This window comes from Streptomyces sp. RLA131 (assembly GCF_056270125.1).
In genome coordinates this window covers 7,793,304-7,818,595 of sequence record NZ_JBWDOQ010000002.1, presented here as the reverse complement: position 1 = coordinate 7,818,595, position 25,292 = coordinate 7,793,304, and the positions used below count along the sequence as shown (strand labels likewise).

The following is a 25,292-nucleotide window of genomic DNA, read 5'->3' as shown; positions in this document are numbered from 1 at the left end:
GCGTACCTCGATCGTTTGCGCACCCTGGGTCACGACGCTGATCAGCCCTGCCCGGCCTCCCTCGCCACCCGCTCCAGTCGGCTCCGGTACTCCGCCCACCACGACGGATCGCCCGGTGCCATGTTGTCGTTGCCCTCCCGGACTCCGACGGCTCCGTCGAGGAGTTCCCGCACGATGTCGGCGTGGCCGGCGTGCCGGTGGGTCTCGGCGATCATGTGCACCAGGATCTGATGTAACGTCACCTCGTTTCGTTCGTCCGGCCACCACGGCACATGACCGGTCGCGTCGAGGGACAGCTCGGCGATCGTGGCGTCGGAGTGCTTCCACGCCCGGTGGTACAGCCCGACGATCTGTTCGCGCGTCTCGTCTGCGGTGGCCCACATGTCCGCGTTGGGTTCGGCGTCGTCCTCGAACCAGGGCAGCGGCTCGCCGGACGGCCGTCCGAAGGTTTCGCCGAAGTAGCCCAGCTCCACACTGGCGACGTGTTTGACCAGCCCCAGCAGGTTGGTGCCGGTCGGTGTCATCGGCCGGCGGAGGTCGTACTCCGAGAGGCCGTCGAGCTTCCACAGCAGGGCTTCACGGGCGGTCCGGAGGTAGCGGAGAAGGTCCGCCTTCGGTTTGGATTCGTTCATGCCGGCAGTCTGTCAGCCGGCACTGACAGTCAGGAGTGAGAAACCGGTGACGGAGATCGTGGTGACGCGGCCCTGGGCCGGGGTCCGCGCGAGGGTGCTGGCGCTGGCCTCGGCGCCCGGCGCCGAGAAGGTGTTCGGCCGCCACGGGCACGGCTTCTCGCTGGCCGATCCCCTCACGCAGGATGAACTGGCCGACCTGGAAGCCGGGTTGGGGGTCCGGCTGCCCGGCGAGTACCGGGACTTCCTGCTCCAGGTGGGCGCGGGAGGGGCCGGGCCGGCGTACGGCGTCTTCCCGGTGGGCCGAACGGCCGGCGGCGAATGGCAGTGGGAGGGCGACGGCGCGGACATGACGGACCGCGGCCGGATCGCCGAGCCCTTCCCGGTGCGCGGACCCGATCCGGAGCACCTGGCCGCGCTGGAGGCCGAGCGGCCCGACGAGGATGCCTTCGCCGCCGCCGGCGGCGATGACGATGACGATGACGATGGTGGCTTCGACGCCGCGTACGAGGCCTGGGAGGAGCGGTGGGCCGCCGTCCTGTGGTCCGCCGATCGTACGGTCGGCGCGATCTGCCTGTGCCACATCGGCTGCGCCGAGCGCCGCTGGCTTGTCGTCAGCGGCCCGCAGCGGGGCCGGATCTGGGCGGACGCACGCTGCGACGACGTGGACCTGGAGCCCCTCATGACGGGTCCGGCGAAGAACGAGCCGGCGACGTTCGCCTCCTGGTACCTCGACTGGCTCGACGCGGCGATCCGCACCGCCGGGGCCCACGGCTGACGGCTCGTCATCACGTTCGTCCGATGCGGCCGTTGCGATGACCGGGTTGGTTCACCGGGTCCGTCCGGTGGCCGTTTCGTTCTCGGCCGCCGCAGGGCTTCGCCGGGGGACGCCGGGGCCGGGTGCGGGCCAGGCCCGGCGTTCGTCGTCGCGGGGCGCGTGGACGAGGGCCGGGGTGCCGGGGCCGTAGGTCATCACCGGGCGGTCGGGGCTCCAGGCGGGCCAGCCTGGGTCGCCGGTGGTGGCGAAGCGGATCCAGTCGGCGTGCATGGCGTCGGCCAGGGCCTGCGGCGCGTCGGGTCCGGTGAGGGCGGCGGTGGCCGGAACGCGCAGGGTGTCGAACACGAAGCCGATCTCCAGGGCGTGGCAGGCGCCGAGCCGCCCCACGGGTGACGGCCAGGCGAACTCGTACTGGTACGTGGGCGCGGCGCCCTCGCGGGCCGCGCGGGCGTCGGCGAGGCTGCCCTGCGGCATCCGCAGCAGCAGGTCCGTGGCGAGCGCGCCCAGCACCTCCCCCGGGGACGCGGCGGGCCGGCCCGCCCGGTAGACCGCGGCGGTACGGCGGCCGACCCCGAACCGGGCCAGGGCGAGGCGCTGGGTGACCGGGCCGATCCGGTCCACCGTGCCGTCGGGCACGAACCACAGGCGGTACTCCTCGGTGTTGGTGCCCATCAGCAGGCCGGCCGCGGCACTCCGCCCGTCCCGCAGCGCGGCGGCCGGGTCCTGCGGCAGCACCTCGCCGTCCACCACCAGTTCGAAGCCGGCGCCACCGCCCAGCGGGCCGCCCCCGGCCACCTCGCCCTGGGCGCGCAGCAGCCGGTCCCGGTCGACGGCGCCGAAGGCGGCCGCGGTGGCCGGGACACCGAGCCGGGACGCGATCCGCCGGGTGGTGCGCGCGGCTCGGGCGAGCGGTACGGCGGCGGGCGCGCCGCTCTGAAGCACGGCCCGCCGGATCAGTCCCGCGGACAGCGGCGAGGCCAGCAGCGCGGCGGCGGATATCGCCCCGGCCGACTCACCGAACACCGTCACCCGGTCCGGGTCGCCGCCGAACGCCGCGATGTTGTGCCGCACCCAGCGCAGTGCCGCGAGCTGGTCCCGCAGGCCCAGGTTGGCGGGGGCGTCGGGGAAGACACCGAACCCCTCGATGCCGAGGCGGTAGTTGAGCGACACCAGGACCACGCCGTCGCGGGCGAAGGCGGTGCCGTCGTAGGTCGGCACGGTGGCGGAGCCGTGCCGCAGCGAACCGCCGTGGATCCACACCATCACCGGCAGCGCGGAGCCGCCCGGGCCGGGGGTCCACACGTTGAGGTTCAGACAGGCGTCGCCCGGCACCGCCGGGTCGGACAGGTAGCGGTTCAGGGGGGCGGGGTAGGGGAGCTTGGGGGCGGTGGGGCCCCATTCGCCGGCATCGCGGACGCCGTCCCAGGCGGGCGGCGGGGCCGGCGCCCGGAAGCGGTGCGGGCCGACGGGGGCGGCGGCGTAGGGGATGCCGCGGAAGACCGTGACACCGTGCCCGGCGACGCGGCCGCGGACCCGGCCGTACTCGGTGCTGACGATGGGGTCCATGCCGTTCCTCATGTGTGCTGGAGCGGGGTGCCGCCGGCCCGCGCCCTGGGAGCCGCCCTCCCAGCATTCGCGGAAAGCTGTCGGGCCGCCAGCCGGCGGGGCCGTCCGGTCGCGGACGGGCCGGACGGGTCTGTCCGGCCCGTCCGACCAGGAGTCCGACACCGGTGACGGGCGACAAACAGGGCAGTCTAAACTCGGCGCAGACACAGCCTGGTCAAGTGCGTCCGAAACAGGCCGCCTCTTGCCCAATCCCGAGGGGTATTCGTCGATTTGATACGCATTGAGAAGGTCATCAAGCGCTACCCCGACGGCACCGTCGCTGTCGACCAACTCTCCCTGGACATACCCGACCGGTCGATCACCGTCCTGGTCGGGCCGTCCGGCTGCGGGAAGACCACCACTCTGCGGATGATCAACCGCATGGTCGAGCCGAGCGAGGGCCGGATCCTCGTCGACGGTGCGGACATCCAGCGGCAGCCGGTCAACGCGCTGCGCCGGTCCATGGGGTACGTCATCCAGAACGCCGGGCTCTTCCAGCACCGGACCATCGTGGACAACATCGCCACCGTGCCGCGCATGCTGGGCTGGGACCGCGCCCGGGCCCGTACCCGGGCGATGGAGCTGATGGAGCGGGTCGGTCTCGACGCGTCGTTGGGCAGACGCTATCCGTACCAGCTCTCGGGCGGGCAGCAGCAGCGGGTGGGCGTGGCCAGGGCACTGGCCGCCGATCCTCCGGTGCTGCTGATGGACGAGCCGTTCTCGGCCGTCGACCCCGTCGTGCGCAAGGGGCTCCAGGCCGAACTGCTGCGCATCCAGAGCGAACTGGGCAAGACCATCGTCTTCGTCACCCATGACATCGACGAGGCCATCAAGCTCGGCGACATGATCGCGGTCATGCGGACGGGCGGCCGGCTCGCCCAGTTCGCACCGCCCGACGAGCTGCTCGCGGCCCCCGCCGACGCGTTCGTGGAGGACTTCCTCGGCGCGGACCGCGGCATCCGGCGCCTGTCGTTCTTCACCTCCGCCGGGCTGAAACTGACGACGCTGCCGATCGTCGCGGTCGACGCGAGCCCCGCGCAGGTGGCCGAGCGCACCGAGCGGGAGGAGGTCCCCTACCTGCTGGTCACGGACCTCGACGGCAACCCCCTGGGCTGGACCGAGCCCTCGGCGCTGACCGACGACGGCCGGGTCCCCCCGGCCGCGGACCTGATCCCGTACGGGCGGCCGTTCGAGGCCGGCCGGGACTCGCTGCGCGCCGCGCTGGACAGCGCCGTGCTCTCCCCCACCGGGTGGGCGGTCGCCGTGGACGGGACCGGACGCGCGGTGGGTGTCGCCTCGCAGGAGACGATCGCCGACGCGATCCGCACCGCGCACGCCGAGGGCCACAGCAGCAGCGACGGCGGCGGCGGCGGCAAGGCGGCACGTACCGCCGACACCCCGACCGGGGTCGCGGGATGAACGGTTTCTTCGACATCCCCAGCGACCTCCAGCACAGCTACCTGGGCCTGGTCGGCTGGCATCTGCGGGAGGCTCTGGTCCCCGTCCTGGTGGGGCTGCTGATGGCCCTGCCCATCGGGTATCTCTGTGTGCGTTTCCGGTGGTTGTACGCGCCGGTGCTGTGGGTGACCACGGTGCTCTACGCGATCCCCTCGCTGGCGTTCTTCGTCGTCCTCATCGACTACACCGGGCAGAGCGAGACCACCGTGATGATCCCGCTGGCCCTCTACAGCCTGGTGCTGCTGGTGCCGGCCATCGTCGACGGGGTCCGGTCGGTGCCGGAGGAGACCCTGGCGGCGGCCACCGCGATGGGCTTCGGCGAAGCGCGGCGCTACGCCTACGTACAGCTGCCGATCGCGGTTCCGGCGATCTTCGCGGGGCTGCGGGTGGCGGCCGTCTCCAGCATCAGCCTGGTCAGCGTCGGTGCCCTGATCGGCAACCAGGGTGCCCTGGGCAACCTGCTGGCCGACGCGATGCTCTACCACCGGCCCGTGCTGGCGGTGAACTCCGTCGTCACCACCGCGTTCCTGGCGATCGTCGTCGACGCGCTGCTGGTGCTGCTGCGCAAGGTGCTGACGCCCTGGCAGCCGGGAAGCGGTACCCGTACGGCGGCCAAGGCCGTGACGACGGCCCCGGACGGCCGGCCGGAGCCCGCCGCGCGCGTCATGGAGGATGCCGTCAAGTGAACGTCCTGAACTACATGAACGCGTTCTTCAGCGACAGTGCCCACTGGCACGGCTACGACGGGATCCCCCAGCGTGTCCTGGAGCACATCGGGTACTCCCTGATGGCGCTCGGCATCGCCGCCGGGATCGGGCTGCCGGTGGGCCTGGTCACCGGACACACCGGGCGCGGCGGCAACGCGCTGGCGTTCATCGCCACCGCGGCACGGGCCCTGCCGAGCTTCGGCCTGCTGGTGCTGATGTTCGTCCTGCTCGGGCTGGGACTGCTGCCGGTGATGATCCCGCTGGTCGTGCTGGCCGTCCCGCCGATCCTGGTGACGACCTACGAGGCGGTGCGCACGGTCGACCCGTCACCCGTCGACGCCGCCCGCGGCATGGGCATGACCCCCGCGAACATCCTCTTCCAGGTCGAACTGCCGGTGGCCCTGCCGCTGATCCTCAGCGGGCTGCGGTCCGCGGCCATCCAGGTCGTCTCCACGGCGACGATCGCCGCGTACGTCAGTCTCGGCGGGCTCGGCCGCTACATCGTCGACGGGCTGTACCAGCGCAACTACGAGAAGGTCGTCGGCGGTGCGACGCTGGTGGCCATGCTCGCGCTGGCGACGATCGGCGTGTTCTGGATGATCACGCGGCTCGCGGTGTCACCCGGGGTCCGACGGCGCGGACCGCGGGGAAGGGGGTGAGGGGCGGCGCGGACCGCCCCTCACCCCCTTCCGCGTGGTTCTATCCCCCGGCGCGGGCCAGCGCGAGTTCCAGGACGACGAGCAGCGCGTCCCGCACGGAGCCTCGTTCCCGGGCGTCGAAGGTGATGACCGGGACGCCGTCGGCGACGTCGAGGGCCCAGCGGACCTCGTCGAGGTCGTGCTCGACCTTCCCGTCGAAGGCGTTGACCGCGACCGCGAAGGGGATCTTCTTGTGCTCGAAGTAGTCGACGGCGGCGTAGCAGTCGTCCAGCCGCCGGGTGTCGACGATGACCAGGCCGCCGAGCGCTCCCTCGACCAGGTCGTCCCACATGAAGCCGAACCGGTCCTGGCCCGGGGTGCCGAACAGATAGAGCTTCAGGGTCGGGTCGATGGTGATGCAGCCGAAGTCCATGGCGACCGTGGTGGTCGTCTTGTGCGGGGTGTGGCTGAGGTCGTCCACGCCCGCCGCGACCTCGGTGATGGCGGCCTCGGTGGTCAGCGGCGCGATCTCGGAGATCGCCCCGACGGTCGTGGTCTTGCCCACCCCGAAGCCCCCCGCGATCACCAGCTTGACCGGCAGCGGGGGCTGGACCACCCGGGGGACGGCCGGCCCGGGGGCCGTGAGGTCAGCGGTCACGGAGTACCCCCCGGGAGTCGGGGATGGTGCGGAGCCCATCGATAACCCTTCGCAGTACGGAGACGTCCTGGGCGGCGTCAGGATTCGGCACGTGGACCGACAGCTGCCCCCCGGACCTGAGATCCTCGGCCAGCACGCGCACCACGTTGAGGTGCAGCCGCAGTTTCGCCGCGATCTCGGCGAGCGACTGCGGCTGCCGGCAGGCGCGGACGATGTCCCGGCGTTCGAAGGAGAGCGTGTCGAGGACTTCGAGCCCTGTGTCGGTCGCCACGACCTGGGTCTCCACGGGGATCGGGGAGCCGGTACCGGTGCTGCCGGTACCGGCCACCCGGCCCGCGGTGACCAGGAACGGGCGTACCGCGGAGACGCGGCCGGCCATGTGGGGTACGGCTCCCCGCGCGTCGTCGTCGGCTGGCGCGTCACCCGCCGCCATCGTGGTTCCTTCCCTCGGCCCCGGCTGTCCTGCCCCGGGGACCGGTCATCCGGTGGTGGCGGATCCGACGTTGTTCTTGAGTTCGAGCACGAGCTGCGGGCTGAGCGCGGCGCCGGCGCGGTTGGCGAAGAGGGTCATCTCGTAGGCGATGTTCCCGAGCTTCGCCTCCTTGGAGGCCACGACTCCGAGCAGCGCGCCGCTGCCGATCGCCGAGACGATCAGATGACCGCCCTCCAGATCGACGATCACCTTGTTGAGGCCGCCGAGGCCGTAGTTCCCCGAGGCGCCGGCCGCGAGGCTGGTGATGCCGGAGACGATGGCGGCGAGCCGTTCGGAGTCGGCGTGGTCGCGCAGCCGGGAGACGGCGATCAGCAGACCGTCCGAGGACACCGCGATGGCGTCGACCACTCCCGCGGTCTCGGTGGCGAATCGATTCAGCAGCCAGGTGAAGTCGGCTGCGGCAGCCCGCAGATCGGTGGACACTGCCCCTCTGTCCGAGGTGGCACCTGTCGGCGTTGTCACTGCTCCGCTCCTTCCGGGAGACCTGGTTCGTCGGTCGTGGTCCTGGACTCCGCGACGAGCAGCGCGCTGTCACGGTGCGCCCGCTCCACCGCCGCGTCGAACTCGTCGAGTTCCGAGCGGACCTCGTCGGCGTCGGCGAGCCGTGGGGCCCGCGCCGCCGCCTGCTGAGCCGCCGCGGACACCGTTGTCCTCAGCGTCGCCCCGCGCACCCGCCGGCGCAGCGGGCGCCCCTGGGCATCCTCCCGGTCCTCGTGCGGGCCGGTGGCAGCGGGGCTGCTCCCGGGGCTCGTGGCGGGGGGCAGGGTCGTGGTGCCGGCCGTGGCGGTGTCGGCCGTAGTGGTGTCGGCCGTCGTGATGTCCGCCGTGGCGGTGTCCGCCGTCGTGGTCAGGGCCTCGCCGGCCGGGCCGGCCTGGTGCCGGGGCACGCGGCGCGGTAGGGCGCCCTCGCGGGGCGGCAGGACGTCCGCGCGCTGCGGGGCCCGCGGTGGTTCGGCGGCCGGCGGGGCGGCGTTCGGCGCCTCGGTCACGGCCGCGGCGGGCACCGCGGCGGGCACCGCGGCAGGCAGGGGGACGGAGGCGGCCGCGGGGGCCGGCTCGGCGGCCGGCAGCGCGGGGGTGGGACCGGCCGCCGGGACGGCCCGCTCGTGGCGCTGGGCAGTGGCGGGGCGGGACGGCGTCATCGGGCTCATCATCAGCAGCAGCGTCGAGGGGATCGACACCTGGCTGGTGACGCCGCCGCCCGGGGTCCTGGCCAGGGTCACGCCGACGCCCCAGCGCCGGGCGAGGCTGCCGACGACGAAGAGGCCGAGCACCTTGGTGGGCACCAGGTCGAGCCGCTCACGGCGCACGAGGCGGGCGTTCTCCTCCTCGATCCGCTCGGCGCTCATGCCCAGTCCGTGGTCGCTGATCTCGATCAGCGCCCCGTCCGCGCCGGTGCGTACGGTGACCTCGACGGGGCTGCGGACCGGCGAGAACGACACCGCGTTCTCCAGCAGTTCGGCGAGCATCAGGGTGAGGTCGCCGATGATGTCGGGGGCGACGGTCACCTCGGTCTCGGCCAGCAGCGAGACCCGCTGGTACCCCTCGATCTGGCCGAGGGCGGCGCGTACGACGTTGGTGAGCGCGGTGGGACTGGTTTCGAGTCCGGTCTCGCGGATACCGGCGAGCAGCATGAGGCTGTCGGCGTTGCGCTGGAGGCGGACGGCGATGTGGTCGATGCGGTAGAGCTGGTCCAGCAGCGCCGGGTCGGTCTCGCCGCGTTCGATCGCGTCGATCAAGGCGAGCTGACGAGTCGTCAGGTTGCTGACGCGACGGCCGACGTTGCCGAACATCTCGGCGACATTGCGGCGGCTGAGCACCTGGCGCTCCAGCAGGGCGCCCGCGGTGACCTGGACGCGGTTGAAGGCCTCGGCCAGTTCGCCGATCTCGTCGCGGACCGTGATCGGCACCTCCCGCAGGCGGGGCGGGCTGTCATCGGCGGCGTCGTCGTCGGCGACACGGGCCAGTTCGCGCCCGGCGACGTCGGCGACCTGCTTGGCCGCACCGGTCAGCGCCAGCACCGGGCGGGCCACGGAACGGCGGATCGCCACGGAGAAGGCCAGCCAGAGCACGAAGGCCAGGAGTGCGCCGCCCAGCAGCCAGCCGACCCGCCACCAGGCGTCGGAGGCGGAGGCGTCGGCCCGGTCCGCGATCTGGCCGATCAGCGACTCGGTGATCCGCAGCCGGGTCTGCGCCTCCTGGCGGTAGTCCGGATAGGCGGCCAGGGCCTTGGTGAACGCCGCCCGCACCTGCGCCGGGGTCTCCGCCGCCAGCGCGCTGGGGTCGATCTGGAGCCCCGCGTACTGCACTTCGATGGCATTCTCGTGAACATTGTGCTGGACACCGGCCAGCACGGTGGCCTGCTTCTCGGTGGCGAACCGGGCGAAGCGGGCCGCCTGGTAGGTGTACTGCTGCTGGTTGCCGACCGCGTTGACGAACTGGATGAGCGCGTTGGTGTCGCCGGTCCGCGCGGAGAACACACTGGTCTCGAAGGCGCTGTGCGCGGCGTCGGCGCGCAGCAGCGAGTCCAGCAGGTTTCCGGTGAAGGTCGAGGCGAGGTCGGAGTTCTGGTCGAGGCCCAGGCCGTCGATCAGGTCCTCGGCGGCCGCGCTGTAGGCGGGGTCGATGTTGTCCGACGGCAGATAGCTCTGCTCGATGGTCCCGCGCAGGCTGCCCAGGCCGCTGATCTCCTTCAGCGCCTGCAGTTCCTTCTCCGGCAGCCGTGCTCCCAGGTCCTGCCGGATCGCGGCGACATGGCTGTCCACATCGCTCTGGGCCGCGCGGAACGCGGTGAGCGAGGGCTTGGAGTCGCCGTGCCGCATCGCCTCGAAGCGCACCGACAGCAGGACGGCCTGCTGGTGTTCGGTGGCGACCCGGTCGACCAGGTCGGCGATCCGCACGCTGTCACGGACCTGCTGGGCGGCGCCCGCCGCCGCCCGGGCCTGGTCCACCTGACCGTCGACACCGTAGGCGAGCATCCCGGCGACGACCACGAGCGGTACGCCGACCAGGATGTTGAGTTTGCGCCGGAAGGCCCAGCGGTCGGGGAAGCGGGCGAGTGCTCCCCGGACCCGTCGTACGGGAGCCGGCCGAACCGACGGGTCCACCTCGTTCGCGGACACCAAGCCTCCTTCGTGGCCTTCCGACCGACAACCGGTCACTGTCGACGGCCGGCACGACAGGCCCTCGACGATCGGCGGAGCAGGAAATGATCATGACATACTCGATCACTGGCTGATTTCAGCCGTGTTTCCGCGCCGATTGACCATCAACGTGCCGTAACTCCCGTCACACCTGCTGCAACAGCGGGGAGACTACCTGCTCCTGAGAGACGGCCACTCGCCGCCCTCATCAAAAATCGGTTACGAGGGTGCTGCATCTCAGTCATAAGTCATCTGCGACTCTTCACAAACAGCAACTCATCGAAGCCAATCGGTGACCAGGATGCACTTGACTGCGTGTGATTCCGCTGGGTTGGATCTAGGTTGTGCGGTGACCGAGCACCGCATGCCGCGAGCCGGGACCGCGTGGACACCCCGCCCGACTCCGCTCCGCGGCCTCCTGTCTGACAGCCGCCACCATCTGATCCCGGAACGGGAAACGTGACCACCACCACGAAGAACACCAGTTGGCACCGCTTCTCACATCCCCGCACGGCCGGCGCCGCACTTGCCGCCACCATGGCCGCCGCGCTGCTGGCGGGCTGTTCCTCGTCGTCCTCCGACGACTCAGCGGACCCGCTCGCCCCCACCAAGGCCAGCGGCAAGACCGTCGTCGTGGGCTCCAACAACTTCGCCGAGAGCATTCTGATCGCCGACATCTACGGTGAGGCACTCAAGGCCAAGGGCGTCAAGGTCAGTTACAAGCCCAACATCGGCAGCCGCGAGACCACCTACGGCCTGATCAAGAACGGCACGCTGACCGTCCTGCCGGAGTACAACGGCGCCCTGCTGGCCTATCTCGACCCCAAGGCCACACCCACCACGGTGGCCACCACCGACGCCGCGATCACCGCGAAGCTCGACTCCAAGCTCACGCTGCTGGACCCGGCGCCGGCACAGGACAAGGACTCGGTCACGCTCAACGCGGCCACCGCCAAGAAGTACCACCTGACCTCCGAGTCCAGCATCGCCGACCTGGCGGACGCCGCCGCCGACCTGGTCATCGGCGCCTCGCCGGAGTTCCAGACCCGCCAGCAGGGGCTGGTCGGGCTCAAGTCGGTGTACAAGCTGTCGTTCAAGTCCTTCAAGGCGCTCGACGCGGGTGGCCCGCTGACGCAGGCGGCGCTGAAGAACAACAACATCCAGGCCGGTGACATCTTCACCACGGACCCGACCATCACCAAGGACAAGTTCGTCACCCTCAAGGACCCGAAGAACCTCTTCGGCTTCGAGAACGTGATCCCCCTGGTCTCCAAGTCCGGTCTGTCCCAGGAGGGCGTCGACGCGCTCAACGCCGTGTCGGCCAAGCTCGACACCGCGGCGCTGCTGTCCATGGACGCCAAGGTGCAGAACGAGAACAAGGACCCGCTGGAGGTCGCCACCGCCTGGCTGAAGTCGGTCGGCCTGAGCTGAGCCCGCACGGGGCCCATACCGCCTCAGGGCCCGCCTCACGGCCCGCCGCCGGCCCGTCGTCCCCCGACGCGCCGGCGGCGGGCCGTGGCGACGCGCGGACCGCCCGGCGCCGCAGGGGAGGATGCCGCGATGTCGACCCACACACCCGCGACGGCGGCCGGAGCAGCCGCGGCACCCGGCGTGACCGAAGGCGGTGACGCCCCGGTCACCGCGGTGGCGGCCACCCCGTCCGCCGAGGAGCCGCCGCCGCAGGGCACCGCGGCCTCGGACCCGCCCAGCGCCTTCGTGCTCCTCGACGGCGCCGGCCTGGAGGTCTCCGGCGTGGTCCGACTGGCCGACGGCACGGCCGAGCCCGCCATCCTGCCCGAGGCCCTCGACCGGGCGACCCGCTCCTGGCACGCCGCAGGCCAACTCACCGCGTCCGGGCGGCTGTACGGGCGCAGCACCGGCGTCGGGGCCAACCGTACGGTCGCCGTCGCCGACGAGGACACCGACGGGCACGACCTGCGGCTGCTGCGCAGCCACGCGGGCGGTATCGGCGGCCTGCTGCCGGCCCGGCAGGTGCGGGCGATGCTGGCGGTCCGGGCCAACCAGCTCCTGGCGGGCGGTTCCGGGATCCAGCCGGGCATCGTCCTCGGGCTCGTCGAGGCCCTGCGGCTCGGTGTGCACCCGCCGGTCCACGAGTACGGATCGGTCGGCACCGGCGATCTGGCCGCGCTGGCCCAGACCGGGCTCGCGCTGATCGGCGAGCGCCCCTGGCACCGGGGCGACGCCACCGGGGCGGGCCCCGGCACCGGCGGTTCCGGGCCCGGACCGGTCGCCCTCGAACGCGGCGACGCGCTCGCCCTGATGAGCAGCAACGCCCTCACCCTCGGCCAGGCCGCCCTGGTCTGCCACGACCTCGACGTGCTGCTGCGCGCCTCCCACTCGGTGACCGCCCTGTCGCTGGCCGCCGTCTCCGGCTCGCTGGAGGCCTACGCGGCCGCCGTGCACGCGGTACGGCCGTACCCGGGTGTCGTCCACGCGGCGGCGGAGGTACGGCGCCTGCTCGGGGTCCCGGACCATCCGCCGATGCCCGGGCCGCGGATCCAGGATCCGTTCGGCTTCCGCTGCTTCCCGCAGGCCCACGGCCCCGCGCTGGAAGCGGTGGCCGCGCTGCGGCGGATGCTGGCGGTCGAGATCAGCTGTCCCTCGGAGAACCCGATGATCACCGAGGCGGGCCCGGACGGCGGACCCGCCGCGTACCACCACGGCGGGTTCTTCGCGGCCCCGCTCGGCCTCGCGCTGGACCATCTCTGCCTGGCCGTTCTGCAGACCGCCCAGCTCTCCGCCGCGCGGCTGTCCTGCCTGGGCGACCCCGACATCACCGGGCTGCGGCCGTTCCTGGCCGGGGGCCCGGCGGCCAGCTCCGGCATGATGATCCTCGAATACAGCGCCAGCGCCGCGCTCGCCGAACTGCGGGCCTGCGCGGCACCGGCGTCCGTCGGCCATGCCGTGCTGTCCCGGGGCGTCGAGGAGGCGGCCAGTTTCGCCTCCCAGGCCGTCCGCCAGGCCCAGCGCGTCGTCGACGCCTACCGCCTGGTCCTGGCCTGCGAACTGGTCACCGCGGTACGCGCCCTGCGCCAGCACCCCGTACCGCCCACCAGCCCGGCCTTCGTCCACCTCACCGCTGCTCTGCCCGCCGACCCCTACGACCGGCCGCTGACCTCCGATGTGACCGTCGCCGCTGGGCTGCTGGCGACGCTCGCGGAGCTGTAGCGCCGCTGAGCCGCCGGCCCGGCGCACACGTTCGCGGAGACGACCGGTGCGCGTGCCGCCAGGCGCCGGACCCGGCCACACAACCCGCGTTCCGGGCCCGGAGCGGGAATGTTCACGGTTGCGCCCGGATCACGGGGAACGAGGTTGAGGACGTACGATTCCGCCACCATGCAGCAGCTGTTCCTCCGTGCGCTCGGGCCGATCGAGGCCGAACTCGACGGCATCCCGCTCGAACTGGGCGGACCCCGGCAACGTGCGGTGCTCGCGCTGCTGCTGTCGGTCCGTGGCACCGTGGTCCCGGCCGACCGGATGATCGACCAGCTGTGGCGCGGCCGGCCGCCGCGCCGGGCCGCCGCCTCCCTCCAGGCGTACGTGTCCAATCTGCGGCGGCTGCTGGAGCCCGGCCGGCCCCCGCGCGCCCCGGCCACCGTGCTGGTCAGCGCGGCCGGGGGGTATGTGCTGCGGCTGCCTGACGACGCGGTCGACGCCCGGCGCTTCGAGCACGTCCTGCGGCAGGCCAGGACCGCGCCGCCGGACCGGGCCCGGCGGCTGCTGGACGAGGCGCTGGGCTGGTGGCGCGGCCCCGCGTACGCGGAGTTCGCCGACGAGGAGTGGGCCGCCCCCGAGTCCGCCCGCCTCACCGAACTCCGGATCATCGCCGCCGAGTTGTCCGTCGAGGCCACCGTCCGCGCCGGGCGGTCCGCCGAGGCGGTGCCCCCGGCCGAAGTACTCACCCACCGGCACCCGTTGCGCGAGGAGGGCTGGCGGCTGCTGGCCCTCGCCCTGTGGGCCTCGGGCCGTCAGGCCGACGCCCTCACCGCCCTGCGCCGCAACCGGCGGCTGCTCCGCGACGAGCTGGGCCTCGACCCCGGCCCCGCGCTGGTGGAGCTGGAACGGGCCGTCCTGGCCCAGAGCACCGAGGTGCTGCACGCGGTCGCGCCGCCGCCCCCCACGGTGCTGCTCCCGCCGGCGGCCGAACCGCGGAGCGCGGAGCCGTTCGTCGGCCGGGAGCCGGAACTTCGGACGCTGGCCGAGGCAGCCGTCACCGCCCGCCGGGCGTCACGGGTCGTCATCGCGCTGGTCACCGGCGAGGCCGGGGCCGGCAAGACCCGGCTCCTGGGGCGGGCGGCGGGGCAGTTGGCGGCCGAGGGCTGGACGGTGGCCGTCGGCCGCTGCCCGGAGTCCGACGGCGCGCCGCCCGCCTGGGCGTGGGTCGAGGCGCTGCGGGCGCTCGCCGCGCTGGTGCCGCCCGCCGACCCGGACGCGGTCGCCCCGCTGCTGCGCGAGCCGGGACCTCCGGCCGCCGTGGGGGACGCCTCAGCGGGCCGCTTCCTGCTGCACCGGGCGGTCGGCGCGTGGATCCGCGCCGCGGCCCGTGTCGCCCCGCTGGCGATCGTCGTCGACGATCTGCACCGGGCGGACGACGAGACCCTCGCCCTGCTGGAGCATCTCGCCGGCCCCGGCCCGAGCGGCGCGCCACTGCTCCTGCTCACCGCGTACCGGCCGGCCGAGGACAGCGGCCGGCTGGCCGGGACGCTGGCCGCGATCGCGGCCCGGTCCCCGTACCGGCTGCCGCTGGCCGGTCTGTCGGCACCCGACGTCGAACGGCTGGTGACCGCCGTCTGCCGCGGCCCGGTCGACCCCGGCACCGTCGCGGCGCTCGCCGAACGCACCGGCGGCAACCCCTTCTACGTACGGGAGAGCGCGCGCCTGCTGGCCGCCGAGGGGGCGCCGGCCGCCACCTCCGAGGTGCCCCAGGGCGTACGGGACGTGCTGCGCCGCCGCCTCGCCCGGCTGCCCCAACACTGCGTGGACGTCCTGCGGCTCGCGGCCGTGGTCGGCCGGGAGTCCGGCGTCGATGTGCTGATCCACGCCTCGGACAGCCCCGAGGACCTGGTGCTGGACGGCCTCGAAGCGGGCGTGACCGCCGGGCTGCTCACCGAACCCGCCCCCGGCCTGGTCCGTTTCGAGCACACGCTCGTCCGCGACACCCTCTACACCGACCTCACCAGGCCGCGCCGCTGCCGCATGCACGCCCTCGTCGCCGAGGCCCTGCGCACCGTACGCCCCGACGATCTCACCGGCCTGGCCCACCACTGCTCGCAGGCGGCGACGGCGGCCCTGGCGCCGTTCGCCGTCGAGTACGGGGTGCGCGCCGCCGAGCTGGCCGAACGCCGCTACGCCCATGACCTGGCCGTCGAGCTGCTGGGCCGGGCGGTGGATGCCTTCGAGCGGATACCGGCGGCCGACGGCGACCGGGACGCGCGACTGGTCGATCTGCTCGGCCGGCTGATGCGGGCCCAGATCCGGGCCGGGGAAGTCGCCGCCGCCCGCAGGACCCGGGAACGCGCCCTCGACCTGGCCGGCCGGGCCGGCCGTGACGACCTGCTCGCCGCGGCGTTCGCCGGCTGGAGCGAGCCCACGCCGTGGCAGACCCGGCCCTACGGTTCCGTGGACCGCGCCACCATCGACGTACTCGACCGGCTGCTCGCCCTCCCCGGCCTCGACCCGGTGACCCGCTGCCGACTCCTCGACTCGCTCATCGAGGAGCTCAACGGCGAGAACGACGCCCCCCGCCTGGCCCGCGCCTCCCGTCGGCAACTGTCCATCGCCCGCCGCTGCGACGACCCCGCGCTGCTCGCCCAGGCGCTCACCTCCGCCGCCAAGTCCCGTTCGCACGAGCTGCACATCGCGGCCCGCGAGCGCATCGCCGCCGAACTGCGCCCGATCGCCCACGCCGCGGGCCTGCCCCGGTACCGCTGGATCTGCGAGTACCTCGACGGCACCGTGGCCGGCGCCCGCAACGACCCCGGCGCGGTGCGCCGGCACGCCGAGGCCGGACTCGCCATCGCCCGCCGCTACCGCCTGGTCGAACCCGAGGTGGTGCACCTCGCGAGCCTGGCCATGCTCGCCCATGCCCACGGGGACTTCGACGGGGCCGAGGCCCGCTACGCCGGGGTCAGTGATCTGATGTTCCGTCACCGTACGATGCACGCCTGGGACTTCCGGAGCCTGGCCGTCCTCAACATCCGCTTGAGCCAGGGCCGCTGGGACGACGCGGAACCACTGGCCCGGAGCCGTTACGAGAGGATGGGTCCCGTCGTCGGGGACGCCCTGGCCCTCGTCCTGGCCCACCAGGGCAGGCTGGACGAGGCCCGATCCATCCCCCTGGTCCCGCTGGCCCCCGGCCATCTGCACAGCCGCCACGCCACCACCCGCGCCGAACTGGCCGTGCTGCTCCGGCAGCCCGAAGCCGCCCCCGAACTGATCCGCCAGCTGTCTCCGCTGCGCGACCAGCTCCCCGGGGCGGCGTACTCGGTGATGCTCATGCGTCCGGTGGCCCACTCCCTCGGCGAACTCCACCGGCTGCTCGGCGACGAGGCCGAGGCCGTCCGCCAGTTCACGCACGCCGCGGCCGTCGCGGAGCGGTGGGGCTCGCCGCACTGGACCGCCGCCGCCCGCGCCGCCGCGAAGGCCGGCCCCGGCGGGCCGGGCGGCCAAGCCACCGGGTAGGGGCGGAAGCCGACGACGGCGCCGGCGCGCATCAGGCCAGCCGCGTCGGTCAGAGGACGACAGCCCTGGGCGCTCGTCGAACAGCCACCCACCGAACGCGCGTCAGCCGAACGGCTGGGATTCCGACCCGCCACCCCCTCGCTGCCGGCGGCGACGGGCGACTTGCTGTTCCGGCAACAGAGGCGCTGACGCTGGCGCGGGCCCGCCGCTCCGTGCTGGTGGTCGACTCCGGTGAGCCGCGGAACTCGCCCGCGTCCGGGGCGCACGGGCTGCTCTCGCGCGACGGTGTGCCGCCGCTGGAGCTGCTGCGCGCGGGGCATCTCCGATCGCGTCGTGTCCGCCCGGCCGGCGGACGGCGGCGGCGGCTTCACCGTACGGACCGAGGGCGGGCGGTACGGACCGAGGGCGGGCGCGATCTCACGGCCCGGCGGCTGCTGGTGACGACGGGGCTGGCCGACGAACTGCCGCCGGTGCCCGGGCTGCGGGAGCGGTGGGGGCGCGATGTGCTGCACTGTCCGTACTGCCACGGCTGGGAGGTGCGCGACACCAGGATCGGTGTGCTGGCCTGCGGGCCGCAGTCGGTGCATCAGGCGCTGCTCTTCCGGCAGTGGTCCCGCGAGGTGACGTTGTTCCTGCGCACCGCGGACGATCCCGGCCAGGAGCAGTGGGAACAGCTGGCCGCGCGGGACATCACCGTGGTCGACGGCGAGGTCAGCGGGCTCGACGTCCGGGGCGACCACCTGGCGGCTGTCCGGCTGGCGTCCGGCAGGCGGGTGCCGGTGCGGGCTCTGGCGGTCGCCCCGCGGTTCGTGGCGCGCGGCGGGTTCCTGGCCGGACTGGGTCTCATGGCCGTGGAGCACCCCATGGGCGTGGGGAGCCACGTGACGTCCGATGCCGCCGGGCTCACGGCCGTTCCCGGGGTGTGGGTGGCAGGCAACGTCACCGACCTCATGGGCGGCGTCCACAGCCGACGTCCTCGGCCCGGCGGGCGAGGCCGCGAACTGCGTACGTGTCCTGGGCGAGCGCCGCCGCGGGCTCGGCACGGTATTGCCGCCCCCGGGCAGGCCGTAGCCGGGAGGGCCGGTCAGGCCGGCCGGGCGCGGAGATGGGCGCGCGCGCCCTGCTGGTCGAACAGCACGAGCAGTTCGACGGGTTCGTCGTCCGCCGTGCCCAGCCAGTGCGGCAGATGCGTGTCGAACTCCGCGACCTCACCGGCCTGGAGAACCAGATCCCGGTCCCCGAGCAGCAGGCGCAGACGGCCGCTGAGGACGAAGAGCCACTCATAACCCTCGTGGGTCCTGAGGTCGGGCTCGGGACCGGCGTTCTGGCGCCGGCCCGGAATGACCATCTTGTGTGCCTGCATGCCGCCGGGGCGGCGGCTCAGCGGCACGAAGGTCATCCCGTTGCGCCGCACCGGACGAAGGTGGACCCGGGGATCCCCGGTGTGCGGTGCGCCGACCAGTTCGTCCAGCGGAACACCGTACGTACGGGCCAGCGGCAGCAGCAGTTCCAGGGTGGGGCGCCGGCCGCCGCTCTCCAGCCGGGACAGCGTGCTCTCCGAGATGCCGGTCGTCTCCGCGAGGTCCGCCAGCGTGATGCCGCGCTGTCCGCGCAGCGACTTGAGGCGGGGGCCGACCGCGGCCAGCACGTCGTTCAGCTCGTCCATGGCCTCACCTTGCCGGGGCGGCGCAGGGAGCGCAAAAGCGGCCCCGTCGGCCCCGGTCAGCCACCGTCGGCCACCGGTGAGGCGTCGGCCGGGACCGCCGTGCTGTGGGTGACCCCGGTGGCCGCCTGCAGAAAACCGTCGACGACCCGGCCCAGGACCGGCTGCTGATGGGAGGTGTCCAGGCCGCGGGCGATCCGCTCGGCCGCCAGCAGGTAGCTCGCGGCGACGGGTTCGCGGAAGTACACCTCCGCCTGGCGAACCGAGATCTGGTAGGTGCGCAGCAGCGTCGTGGAGATGTAGCCGCCCACCGCCGAGGCCAGGCCGGACAGGCTCGCGATGGTCACGCCGGTGGCGGTGTCGTGCGCCGCCACGGCCAGGGCGCAGCCCAGGAGCAGCAGAACGGCCGCGGTCGCCATGACCGCCTGTGCCATGCGGAAGGCGGTCCGGGCCTGGCCGGTGGACAGGCGGTGGTACTGGGTCAGCAGCGCCCGGTTGATGTCCAGCAGGGTGTCGAGGTCCGTGGAGCCCATGGCCCCGCGTACCTCGTCCTCGGTGCGCGCCTCCAGCTCGGCCAGCTCCAGTCGGGTGTGGCGCTCCGAAGCCCGCCGCAGGCTCCACAGGTAGAACAGCAGAGCCAGTGCGAAGGCGGCGCCGCAGGAGCCGAACCAGGGCCGGAGCGGGGAGCCGTGGCCGCTGTCCATGAACGCGTTCTTGTCGTTCCCCTTGCTCACCACGGCTCCCGTGACGAGCGCAGCCACGCCGTACAGCGCGAGCAGGGCGACGAGCGGTACGAACAGGTATCCGTCCCGGCGTGACTGCCCACCCAGCCGGAGCTTCAGTGCCTCGACCGCGGCCGCCGGGGCGGCTCGCCGGGATCCGCGCTGACTCGCGGTGGTCTCCTGTACGCCGGGCGACGTCATCGGGCCGGGTTCCCGTTGGGCCGGACGAGGCCGGTCTCGTAGGCGAGGATGGTCGCCTGGACCCGGTCGCGCACGCCGAGTTTGGAGAACAGGGCGTTGACATGGGACTTGACGGTGCCGGTCGCCACGCCCAGTTCGGTTCCGATCTCGGTGTTGGTCAGTCCGGACCCGACCCGGAGCAGGACCTCCCTCTCACGCGGGGTGAGTTGGGCCAGGAGCTCGCTGCGGCCGGGCGGCGGGGGCGCGCTGTTCACAAAGGTGTCGATGAGGCGGCGGGTGACGGCGGGGGCGAGGATGCCGTCGCCCGCGGCGACGGTACGGATCGCGGTGAGCAGGTCGTGCGGCTGGGCGTCCTTGAGGAGGAAGCCCGACGATCCGGCGCGCAGCGCCTCGTACACATAGGAGTCGAGGTCGAAGGTGGTGAGGACCAGGACCCGGGGGTGGCTGTCCAGGGCGGTGATCAGGCGGGTCGCGGTCAGTCCGTCCATCCCGGGCATGCGGATGTCCATCAGGACCACGTCGGGGGCGTGCCGGGTCGCCAGGGACACCGCGGCCGCTCCGTCGCCGGCCTCGCCGACGACGGTGAGATCGGGTTCGGCGTCGACGATGGCGGCGAACCCGGCGCGGACCACCGCCTGGTCGTCGACGACCATCACACGTATGGCGACGGGGACACCTCCGGTACGGGGACCGGGTACGGTCCGGTCGGCAGCAGCACCCGAACCGTACCGGCCCGGCCCACCGTGACGCGCCCCCGGGCCGCGGCCGCCTGGGCCCGCAGGCGTTCGGCGACGGGGCCCGCCACGGCCATCCGTACTCCGGTGACGGTCAGGTGCAGGCCGTCGCGCCGGCGCCTGAGCACCACCCGGGCCGGGCCGCGGTCGCCGGCGCCGAGTGCGGCCTCCGCGAGGCGGTACGCGGACAGGGCCACCGGCACCGGAAGCCCGGTGACGGCGTCGGGCGCGGCGCGCAGGGTGACGTCGCGGCCCGCGGCGCGCAGGGTGCGGCACAGGTCGTCGAGGTCGGCGGCGGTGGGCTGGGGGGTGTGGTCGCGTTCGGCGGGCCCGGCGTCGCCGAGGCCGCGCAGCAGTTCGCGCATGGCGGCCAGCGCGGACCGGGACCGGTCGCCGACCTCGTCCAGCCGTCCCTGGTCGGCCGACTCCACCATCAGCGCCGTGCGTTGCAGTACGGCCTGGTGGAGGCCGGCGGCCAGCCGGCGGCGCTCGGCCTCCGCCTCGGCGGCGGCCCGCCGCACGGCGTCGGTGACGGCGTGGTCCTCCCGGGCCAGGACCCGCAGCCGGTGCGCCCGTACGAGCAGTCCCGCGCTCCAGGCGGTGGTGAGGAACGGGCTCACCAGCAGGACCAGGACCAGAGCGGCCCCGAGCGCGGCGAGCGGTGACGGGGGCCCGCCCAGCAGGGCGCCGTCGGCCGCCGCGCCGAGGGTGAGGGCGCCGACGAGGGCGCAGCCGGCGGCCAGGACCCACGCCCAGGTCCGGCGGGCGCCCCGTCCGTAGACCGCCAGCGCGTACACGGCCATCGTCTCGGCGAACCCACCCGCGGCCAGGTACTCCGACAAGGACGGCGGCAGCACGCCGCCGACGACCGCCGCCGGCCAGAGCCAGGCGGTGGCCGCCACCGCGGACAGCGCGGCCCGGGGCGCGCGCCGCCGCCACAGCAGGGGCAGTGCGTGGACCGCCATGAGCAGCGACATCCCGACGACGGTGGCGGCCCCGCCGAAGTCGGTGCCCTCCTCCACGGCCACCAGCACGAACATCATCGGCAGCAGGGTGGCGGTGAGCGTGAGGGCGGCGTCGGCCAGCCGCTGTTCCCTCAGGAAGTCACGGCGCCGGGGGCGTTCGGCGGGGGGCCGCGGGCCGTCGGCGTCGGGCAGCGTGGCCCGGACCCGCCAGCCGCCCGCGGGGCCGGGCCCGGCGGTCAGTTCTCCGCCGACGGCCGCCGCGCGTTCCCGCATCCCGGCCACGCCCCGGCCGGATCCCAGGCCCGCCGCGTCGCGGTCCTGGCCGGCGGAGCCACGGGGGGCGGCGTTGTCCACGGCCAGTTCCAGCGCTCCGGCGTCCCGCCGCACGGCGACCTGTACCGGGGCGCCGGGGGCGTACCGCAGGGCGTTGGTGAGGGCCTCGCGCACGATGCCGAAGACCGCCTCGGCGGCGGGCCCGGCCAGGTCGCCGGGCAGGTCGGTCGCGATCGGGCGGCCCAGTCGGCCGAATCCGGCGACGAGTTCCTCGATGCGGGGGGACATCGGCGGTGCGTCCCGGGGCTCGGGCTCCCCCATCACCGCGACCAGCTGGCGGATGGCGTCCAGGGTCTCGCGGCCGGTCGCCCCGGCGAAGGCCAGTGCCTCGGCGGCCAGTTCGGGTCTGCTGTCGGCGAGGGTGCGCGCGGCGTTGACGGTCACCACGACCGAGGTCAGGTGGTGGGCGCTGACGTCGTGCAACTCCCGTGCCAGTCGGCGGCGTTCGGTGTCGGCGGCGTTGCGCCCGGCGTCCTCGGCCCCGGCCAGCCGGCGGGCCGCGGCCCGGCGTGCGGCCAGCCACTGCCGGCGGGCCTCGCCGAGTCCGGCGCAGACCACGTAGAGCAGGGCCGTGATCACGGCGTCCGCCGCGAACACCGAGCCCGGGTCGGGGTGTACGGCGCCGGCGAACCAGTCGACGCCGACCACCGCCGCGGTGGCTCCGGCGGCGATCCGGACGCGGCAGCGGGCCGCGACGGAGAACAGCGCCACCGTCGAGCCGACGTCGGCGTACTGGTCGGGGGCCGCCAGCAGTCCCAGCAGTGACGCCGCCAGCACACCGGCCAGCGCCAGGACCGGTTCGCGCCGCCGCCGTCCCAGCGCGGCCGTCTCCAGCGCCACGGCGGTCAGCACGGCCGCCAGTTCGGCGGCGTCCGGCGGCCGGCCGCCCGCCAGGGGGGCGCCGGGCCACAGCAGCAGCGCACCCTGGGCGACGGCGAGCGCCGCCGGCAGCAGCCAGTTCCGTATGGTCTCCATAGCGGCTACGAGCCTAAGGCAGCCCGCCGCGCCGGGAGGGCGGGTCCCGGGGGCGGGGTTGGCGGCGGCATCTGCACCCTGGGGCAGAGGAGTTGTTCCTCCCGGGGGCGGACGCCATGACATCGTGGGGCCGGGAGGCTTGGGGCATGACGAATTCACTGACACAACCACCACTGCCCGATTCCCTGCCCTATCACCGGTTGGCCCGTGTGTCGGGTCGTCACTCCTGGTGGCGCGCGCCGGTCGGTTCGCTGCTGGTCGTCGGGCTCTGGCTGCTGGTCGTCACCCTCCTGGACGCGGCTGCCTCCGGCTGGGGTGAGACCCGCGGGTACACCGCCGACCGGGACGGTGTCATGGACTTCGGGCCGGTCGTCGGCACGGCCCAGGATCTGCTGTATCTGGCCGCCGCGATACCGGTGGTGCTGCTGGCCGTACGGTGGATCGGGCGCCGGCCGGCCGGCACGGTGTCGTCGGTGGCCGGGCGGCTGCGGTGGCGGTGGCTGGCGGTGTGCCTGCTCGCCGCGGTGCTGTGCGTCGGCCTGATGACGGCGTCGACCCTCCTGCTGCCCGCCGACGACGGGGCCGGGGTGGGCGGTACGGAGGCCGGGTGGGCCGGCTGGCAGGTATTCGGGCCGGCCATGGCGATGCTGCTGGTGCTGGTTCCGTTGCAGTCGGCGGCCGAGGAGTACGTGTTCCGCGGCTGGCTGTTGCAGGCGGTGGGCGGTTATCTGCGGTCGCCGTGGTGCGCGGTGCTGCCGCAGGCGGTGCTGTTCGCGGCCGCCCACGGTCTGGGGACCCCGTGGGGCTTCGCGGACCTGGTGTTCTTCGCGGCCGTGGCGGGCTGGCTGACGATCCGTACGGGCGGGCTGGAGGCGTCCATCTGCCTGCATGTCATCAACAACCTGGTGTCGTTCGGGTTCTCGGCGGCCGTGGTCGACGGGCTGGCCTCCGACGAGACGGCGGCCGACTCGCCGTGGCAGCTGGTGCTGATCGACTGCCTCGCGATCTCCGCGTACGCGGCAGCCGTCCTGTGGCTCGCCCGTCGCCGCCGGCCGGCCCGTACCGCCCCGGCCGCTGTCCCCGCCCCGGTGCCGATGCCGGTGTGGGTGCCGGCGCCGGTGCAGGTGCCGGCGCACGTACCGGGCTGGGAAAGGGAGTTGACCGGCGACGCCACGGACCGCTCGCGTCACGGTCGGCCCGACGTACGGCAGCAGCCGTAGGCCCGCCACACTCCCCGGGGACTGCCTCCAGGCTTTTCGTCAAGCGTGTGGGCGGTGACCCGACAGACGGCAGAGGCCCTGGCCCGGGTGGGGACGGTGGCCGCCGTAAGGCTGATCGCTCTCGCGGTTGCCGGGGCCGACGACAGCCATGCCGACTGGATGCGGACCGGGGTGCATGATGCGCTCGCCGGACTGGACGGTGTGCCGGACGTCGCAGCACTCTGCGGGCAGCCCGCCCGGGACCCGGAGGCATCTGTCCGTCGGGGTGCCGCGGAGATCTTGGCGTGGACACAGGACACAGGATGTTGATGTGAGTCGAACTGCCCGTGGGCTGGTTCAGGCAACGGTCACCCGGGGGCCGCGGTGTTCGCGGAAGGTGCCGTCACGGGGACGGCTCGGCGCGGTCGTCGGCTTCGGGTGCGATGGCGGCCGTCGCCCGGCAACGGGCGGGCCCGTCAGGGCGTCGCGCGCAGGTAGTCCGACAGCCCCTCCAGCAGCCGGTCGACGTCCTCGGCGCTGTTGTACGGGGCCAGGCCGACGCGCAGGCCGCCGGTGTCGCCGAGGCCGAGGCGGCGGGACGCCTCGACGGCGTAGAAGGAGCCGGACGGCGCGCTGACGCCACGCTCGGCGAGGTGACGGTAGGCCCCGACGGTGTCGCGGCCCTCGATGGTCAGCAGCAGGGTGGGGGTGCGGTCGGCGGCCCGGGAGTGGACGGTGACCTGCTCGAACCCGGCCAGTCCGGCTTCGATGCGCAGCCGCAGCGAGTCCTCGTACGCCTCCAGTGCCGTCAGCGCGGAGACCAGCCGTTCCCTGCGGGTGCCGTGGTGGGCCGGGCCGAGTCCGGCCAGGAAGTCGACGGCGGCGTGGGTGCCGGCGAGGAGTTCGTAGGGCAGGGTGCCGAACTCGAAGCGCTCGGGGACGGCGTCGCTGGAGGGCAGCAGCTTGTCCGGCCGGAGGGATTCCAGCAGTTCGGGGCGGGCGGCCAGGACGCCCAGGTGGGGTCCGAGGAACTTGTAGGGCGAGCAGCTGTAGAAGTCCGCGCCGAGCCGGGTGAGGTCGACGGGGGCGTGGGCGGTGTGGTGGACGCCGTCGACGTAGAGCAGGGCCCCGGCCCGGTGGACGGGTCCGGCCAGGGCCGGGATGTCGGGGCGGGTGCCGATGAGGTTGGAGGCGGCGGTGACCGCGACCAGGCGGGTGCGCGGCGAGAGCACCGCGCCGATGTCGTCGGGGGTCAACTCGCCGGTGGCGGGGTCGAAGTCGGCCCAGCGGACGGTGGCGCCGACCGCGGCCGCGGCCTGGATCCAGGGGCGGATGTTGGAGTCGTGGTCCAGCCGCGTGACGACGACCTCGTCACCCGGCGACCAGGTCCTGGCGAGGGTGCGGGAGAAGTCGTAGGCGAGTTGGGTGGCGCTGCGTCCCAGGACGATGCCGTCCGGAACGGCGCCCAGGAGGTCGGCGAGGGCCTGCCGGGCGCCGGTCACGGCGGCCTCGGCGTTGCGCTCACCCGGGGTGCCGGCGCCGCGGTTGGACAGCGGGCCGGCCAGGGCGTCGGCGATGGCGTCGATGACGGGCTGCGGCGTCTGGGTGCCGCCCGGCCCGTCGAAGTGGGCGGAACCGGCCTTGAGCGCGGGGAACTGCGCGCGGACAGCGGCGACGTCGTAGGTCACG

The 25,292-nt window shown here is 73.9% G+C and carries 19 protein-coding genes and 1 pseudogene; 9 read left to right on the top strand and 11 right to left on the bottom strand.

Annotation, left to right across the window (positions count from 1 at the left end; all coding sequences use genetic code 11):
* Positions 1-41: 41 nt before the first annotated feature.
* On the bottom strand, positions 42-632 hold the full coding sequence (locus tag RWE79_RS36285) for a DinB family protein (RefSeq protein WP_475944566.1): 591 nt from the start codon (positions 630-632) through the stop codon (positions 42-44).
* Between the two features lie 46 nt (positions 633-678).
* Here RWE79_RS36285 and RWE79_RS36280 point away from each other — a divergent pair, with 46 nt between their 5' ends.
* Positions 679-1,407, top strand: coding sequence for an SMI1/KNR4 family protein (locus RWE79_RS36280; RefSeq protein WP_475944564.1), 729 nt, complete (start codon positions 679-681; stop codon positions 1,405-1,407).
* Between the two features lie 51 nt (positions 1,408-1,458).
* Here the strand turns inward: RWE79_RS36280 and RWE79_RS36275 are convergent, their stop codons facing one another.
* A complete protein-coding gene (locus tag RWE79_RS36275) occupies positions 1,459-2,973 on the bottom strand; it encodes a carboxylesterase/lipase family protein (RefSeq protein WP_475944562.1) in 1,515 nt (504 codons plus the stop codon).
* Between the two features lie 270 nt (positions 2,974-3,243).
* Here RWE79_RS36275 and RWE79_RS36270 point away from each other — a divergent pair, with 270 nt between their 5' ends.
* The 3 genes from RWE79_RS36270 to RWE79_RS36260 are packed head-to-tail and all read left to right on the top strand — an operon-like array spanning position 3,244 to position 5,836.
* Complete coding sequence (locus RWE79_RS36270) at positions 3,244-4,431, top strand: ABC transporter ATP-binding protein (RefSeq protein ID WP_475944559.1); 1,188 nt, start codon at positions 3,244-3,246, stop codon at positions 4,429-4,431.
* A complete protein-coding gene (locus tag RWE79_RS36265; RefSeq protein WP_475944557.1) occupies positions 4,428-5,156 on the top strand; it encodes an ABC transporter permease in 729 nt (242 codons plus the stop codon). The genes RWE79_RS36270 and RWE79_RS36265 overlap by 4 nt, the downstream gene beginning before the upstream one ends.
* Positions 5,153-5,836 (top strand): ABC transporter permease, encoded by a 684-nt coding sequence (locus RWE79_RS36260; RefSeq protein WP_475944555.1) that lies wholly within the window; start codon positions 5,153-5,155, stop codon positions 5,834-5,836. Before RWE79_RS36265 ends, RWE79_RS36260 begins: the two co-directional genes overlap by 4 nt.
* A gap of 40 nt (positions 5,837-5,876) precedes the next feature.
* Here RWE79_RS36260 and RWE79_RS36255 read toward each other — a convergent pair whose 3' ends face one another.
* Genes RWE79_RS36255 through RWE79_RS36240 form a run of 4 tightly spaced genes read right to left on the bottom strand, consistent with a single transcriptional unit; the run spans position 5,877 to position 10,088 of the window.
* The gene (locus RWE79_RS36255; RefSeq protein WP_475944553.1) at positions 5,877-6,512 is read right to left on the bottom strand and encodes a GTP-binding protein; all 636 of its coding nucleotides are present in this window, start codon (positions 6,510-6,512) and stop codon (positions 5,877-5,879) included.
* Positions 6,463-6,906: a DUF742 domain-containing protein gene (locus RWE79_RS36250; RefSeq protein ID WP_475944551.1), complete on the bottom strand. Its 444-nt coding sequence runs from the start codon at positions 6,904-6,906 to the stop codon at positions 6,463-6,465. Before RWE79_RS36250 ends, RWE79_RS36255 begins: the two co-directional genes overlap by 50 nt.
* Positions 6,907-6,951: 45 nt before the next feature.
* The gene (locus tag RWE79_RS36245) at positions 6,952-7,428 is read right to left on the bottom strand and encodes a roadblock/LC7 domain-containing protein (protein WP_475944549.1); all 477 of its coding nucleotides are present in this window, start codon (positions 7,426-7,428) and stop codon (positions 6,952-6,954) included.
* Entirely contained in the window at positions 7,425-10,088 is a 2,664-nt protein-coding gene (locus tag RWE79_RS36240) for a sensor histidine kinase (protein WP_475944547.1), read from the bottom strand. Before RWE79_RS36240 ends, RWE79_RS36245 begins: the two co-directional genes overlap by 4 nt.
* 480 nt (positions 10,089-10,568) lie before the next feature.
* Between RWE79_RS36240 and RWE79_RS36235 the strand changes: the two genes are divergently transcribed.
* From RWE79_RS36235 to RWE79_RS36220, 4 genes and pseudogenes are all read left to right on the top strand, one after another.
* Positions 10,569-11,540 (top strand): ABC transporter substrate-binding protein, encoded by a 972-nt coding sequence (locus RWE79_RS36235; RefSeq protein ID WP_475944545.1) that lies wholly within the window; start codon positions 10,569-10,571, stop codon positions 11,538-11,540.
* A gap of 129 nt (positions 11,541-11,669) precedes the next feature.
* Positions 11,670-13,298 carry an aromatic amino acid ammonia-lyase gene (locus tag RWE79_RS36230; protein ID WP_475944543.1) on the top strand — a complete coding sequence of 543 codons (1,629 nt, stop codon included), beginning with the start codon at positions 11,670-11,672 and terminating at the stop codon, positions 13,296-13,298.
* 168 nt (positions 13,299-13,466) lie between these two features.
* Positions 13,467-16,811 carry a BTAD domain-containing putative transcriptional regulator gene (locus RWE79_RS36225; RefSeq protein WP_475944541.1) on the top strand — a complete coding sequence of 1,115 codons (3,345 nt, stop codon included), beginning with the start codon at positions 13,467-13,469 and terminating at the stop codon, positions 16,809-16,811.
* A pseudogene (locus tag RWE79_RS36220) lies at positions 16,727-17,704 on the top strand (NAD(P)/FAD-dependent oxidoreductase); the annotation flags it as partial. The gene RWE79_RS36225 and the pseudogene RWE79_RS36220, both read left to right, overlap by 85 nt.
* Positions 17,705-17,895: 191 nt before the next feature.
* Here RWE79_RS36220 and RWE79_RS36215 read toward each other — a convergent pair.
* Genes RWE79_RS36215 through RWE79_RS36200 form a run of 4 tightly spaced genes read right to left on the bottom strand, consistent with a single transcriptional unit; the run spans position 17,896 to position 22,404 of the window.
* Positions 17,896-18,477 carry a helix-turn-helix domain-containing protein gene (locus RWE79_RS36215; protein ID WP_475944539.1) on the bottom strand — a complete coding sequence of 194 codons (582 nt, stop codon included), beginning with the start codon at positions 18,475-18,477 and terminating at the stop codon, positions 17,896-17,898.
* Positions 18,478-18,533: 56 nt separating this feature from the next.
* Positions 18,534-19,397 carry a hypothetical protein gene (locus tag RWE79_RS36210; RefSeq protein WP_475944537.1) on the bottom strand — a complete coding sequence of 288 codons (864 nt, stop codon included), beginning with the start codon at positions 19,395-19,397 and terminating at the stop codon, positions 18,534-18,536.
* Positions 19,394-20,050, bottom strand: a complete 657-nt coding sequence (locus RWE79_RS36205) for a response regulator (protein ID WP_475944536.1) — start codon at positions 20,048-20,050, stop codon at positions 19,394-19,396. The genes RWE79_RS36210 and RWE79_RS36205 overlap by 4 nt, the downstream gene beginning before the upstream one ends.
* The gene (locus RWE79_RS36200) at positions 20,050-22,404 is read right to left on the bottom strand and encodes a sensor histidine kinase (protein ID WP_475944534.1); all 2,355 of its coding nucleotides are present in this window, start codon (positions 22,402-22,404) and stop codon (positions 20,050-20,052) included. Before RWE79_RS36200 ends, RWE79_RS36205 begins: the two co-directional genes overlap by 1 nt.
* A 146-nt stretch (positions 22,405-22,550) precedes the next feature.
* Here RWE79_RS36200 and RWE79_RS36195 point away from each other — a divergent pair, with 146 nt between their 5' ends.
* Positions 22,551-23,624 carry a lysostaphin resistance A-like protein gene (locus RWE79_RS36195; RefSeq protein ID WP_475944532.1) on the top strand — a complete coding sequence of 358 codons (1,074 nt, stop codon included), beginning with the start codon at positions 22,551-22,553 and terminating at the stop codon, positions 23,622-23,624.
* Between the two features lie 455 nt (positions 23,625-24,079).
* Here RWE79_RS36195 and RWE79_RS36190 read toward each other — a convergent pair whose 3' ends face one another.
* Positions 24,080-25,291 carry a cysteine desulfurase-like protein gene (locus RWE79_RS36190; RefSeq protein WP_475946323.1) on the bottom strand — a complete coding sequence of 404 codons (1,212 nt, stop codon included), beginning with the start codon at positions 25,289-25,291 and terminating at the stop codon, positions 24,080-24,082.
* Position 25,292: the final 1 nt, after the last annotated feature.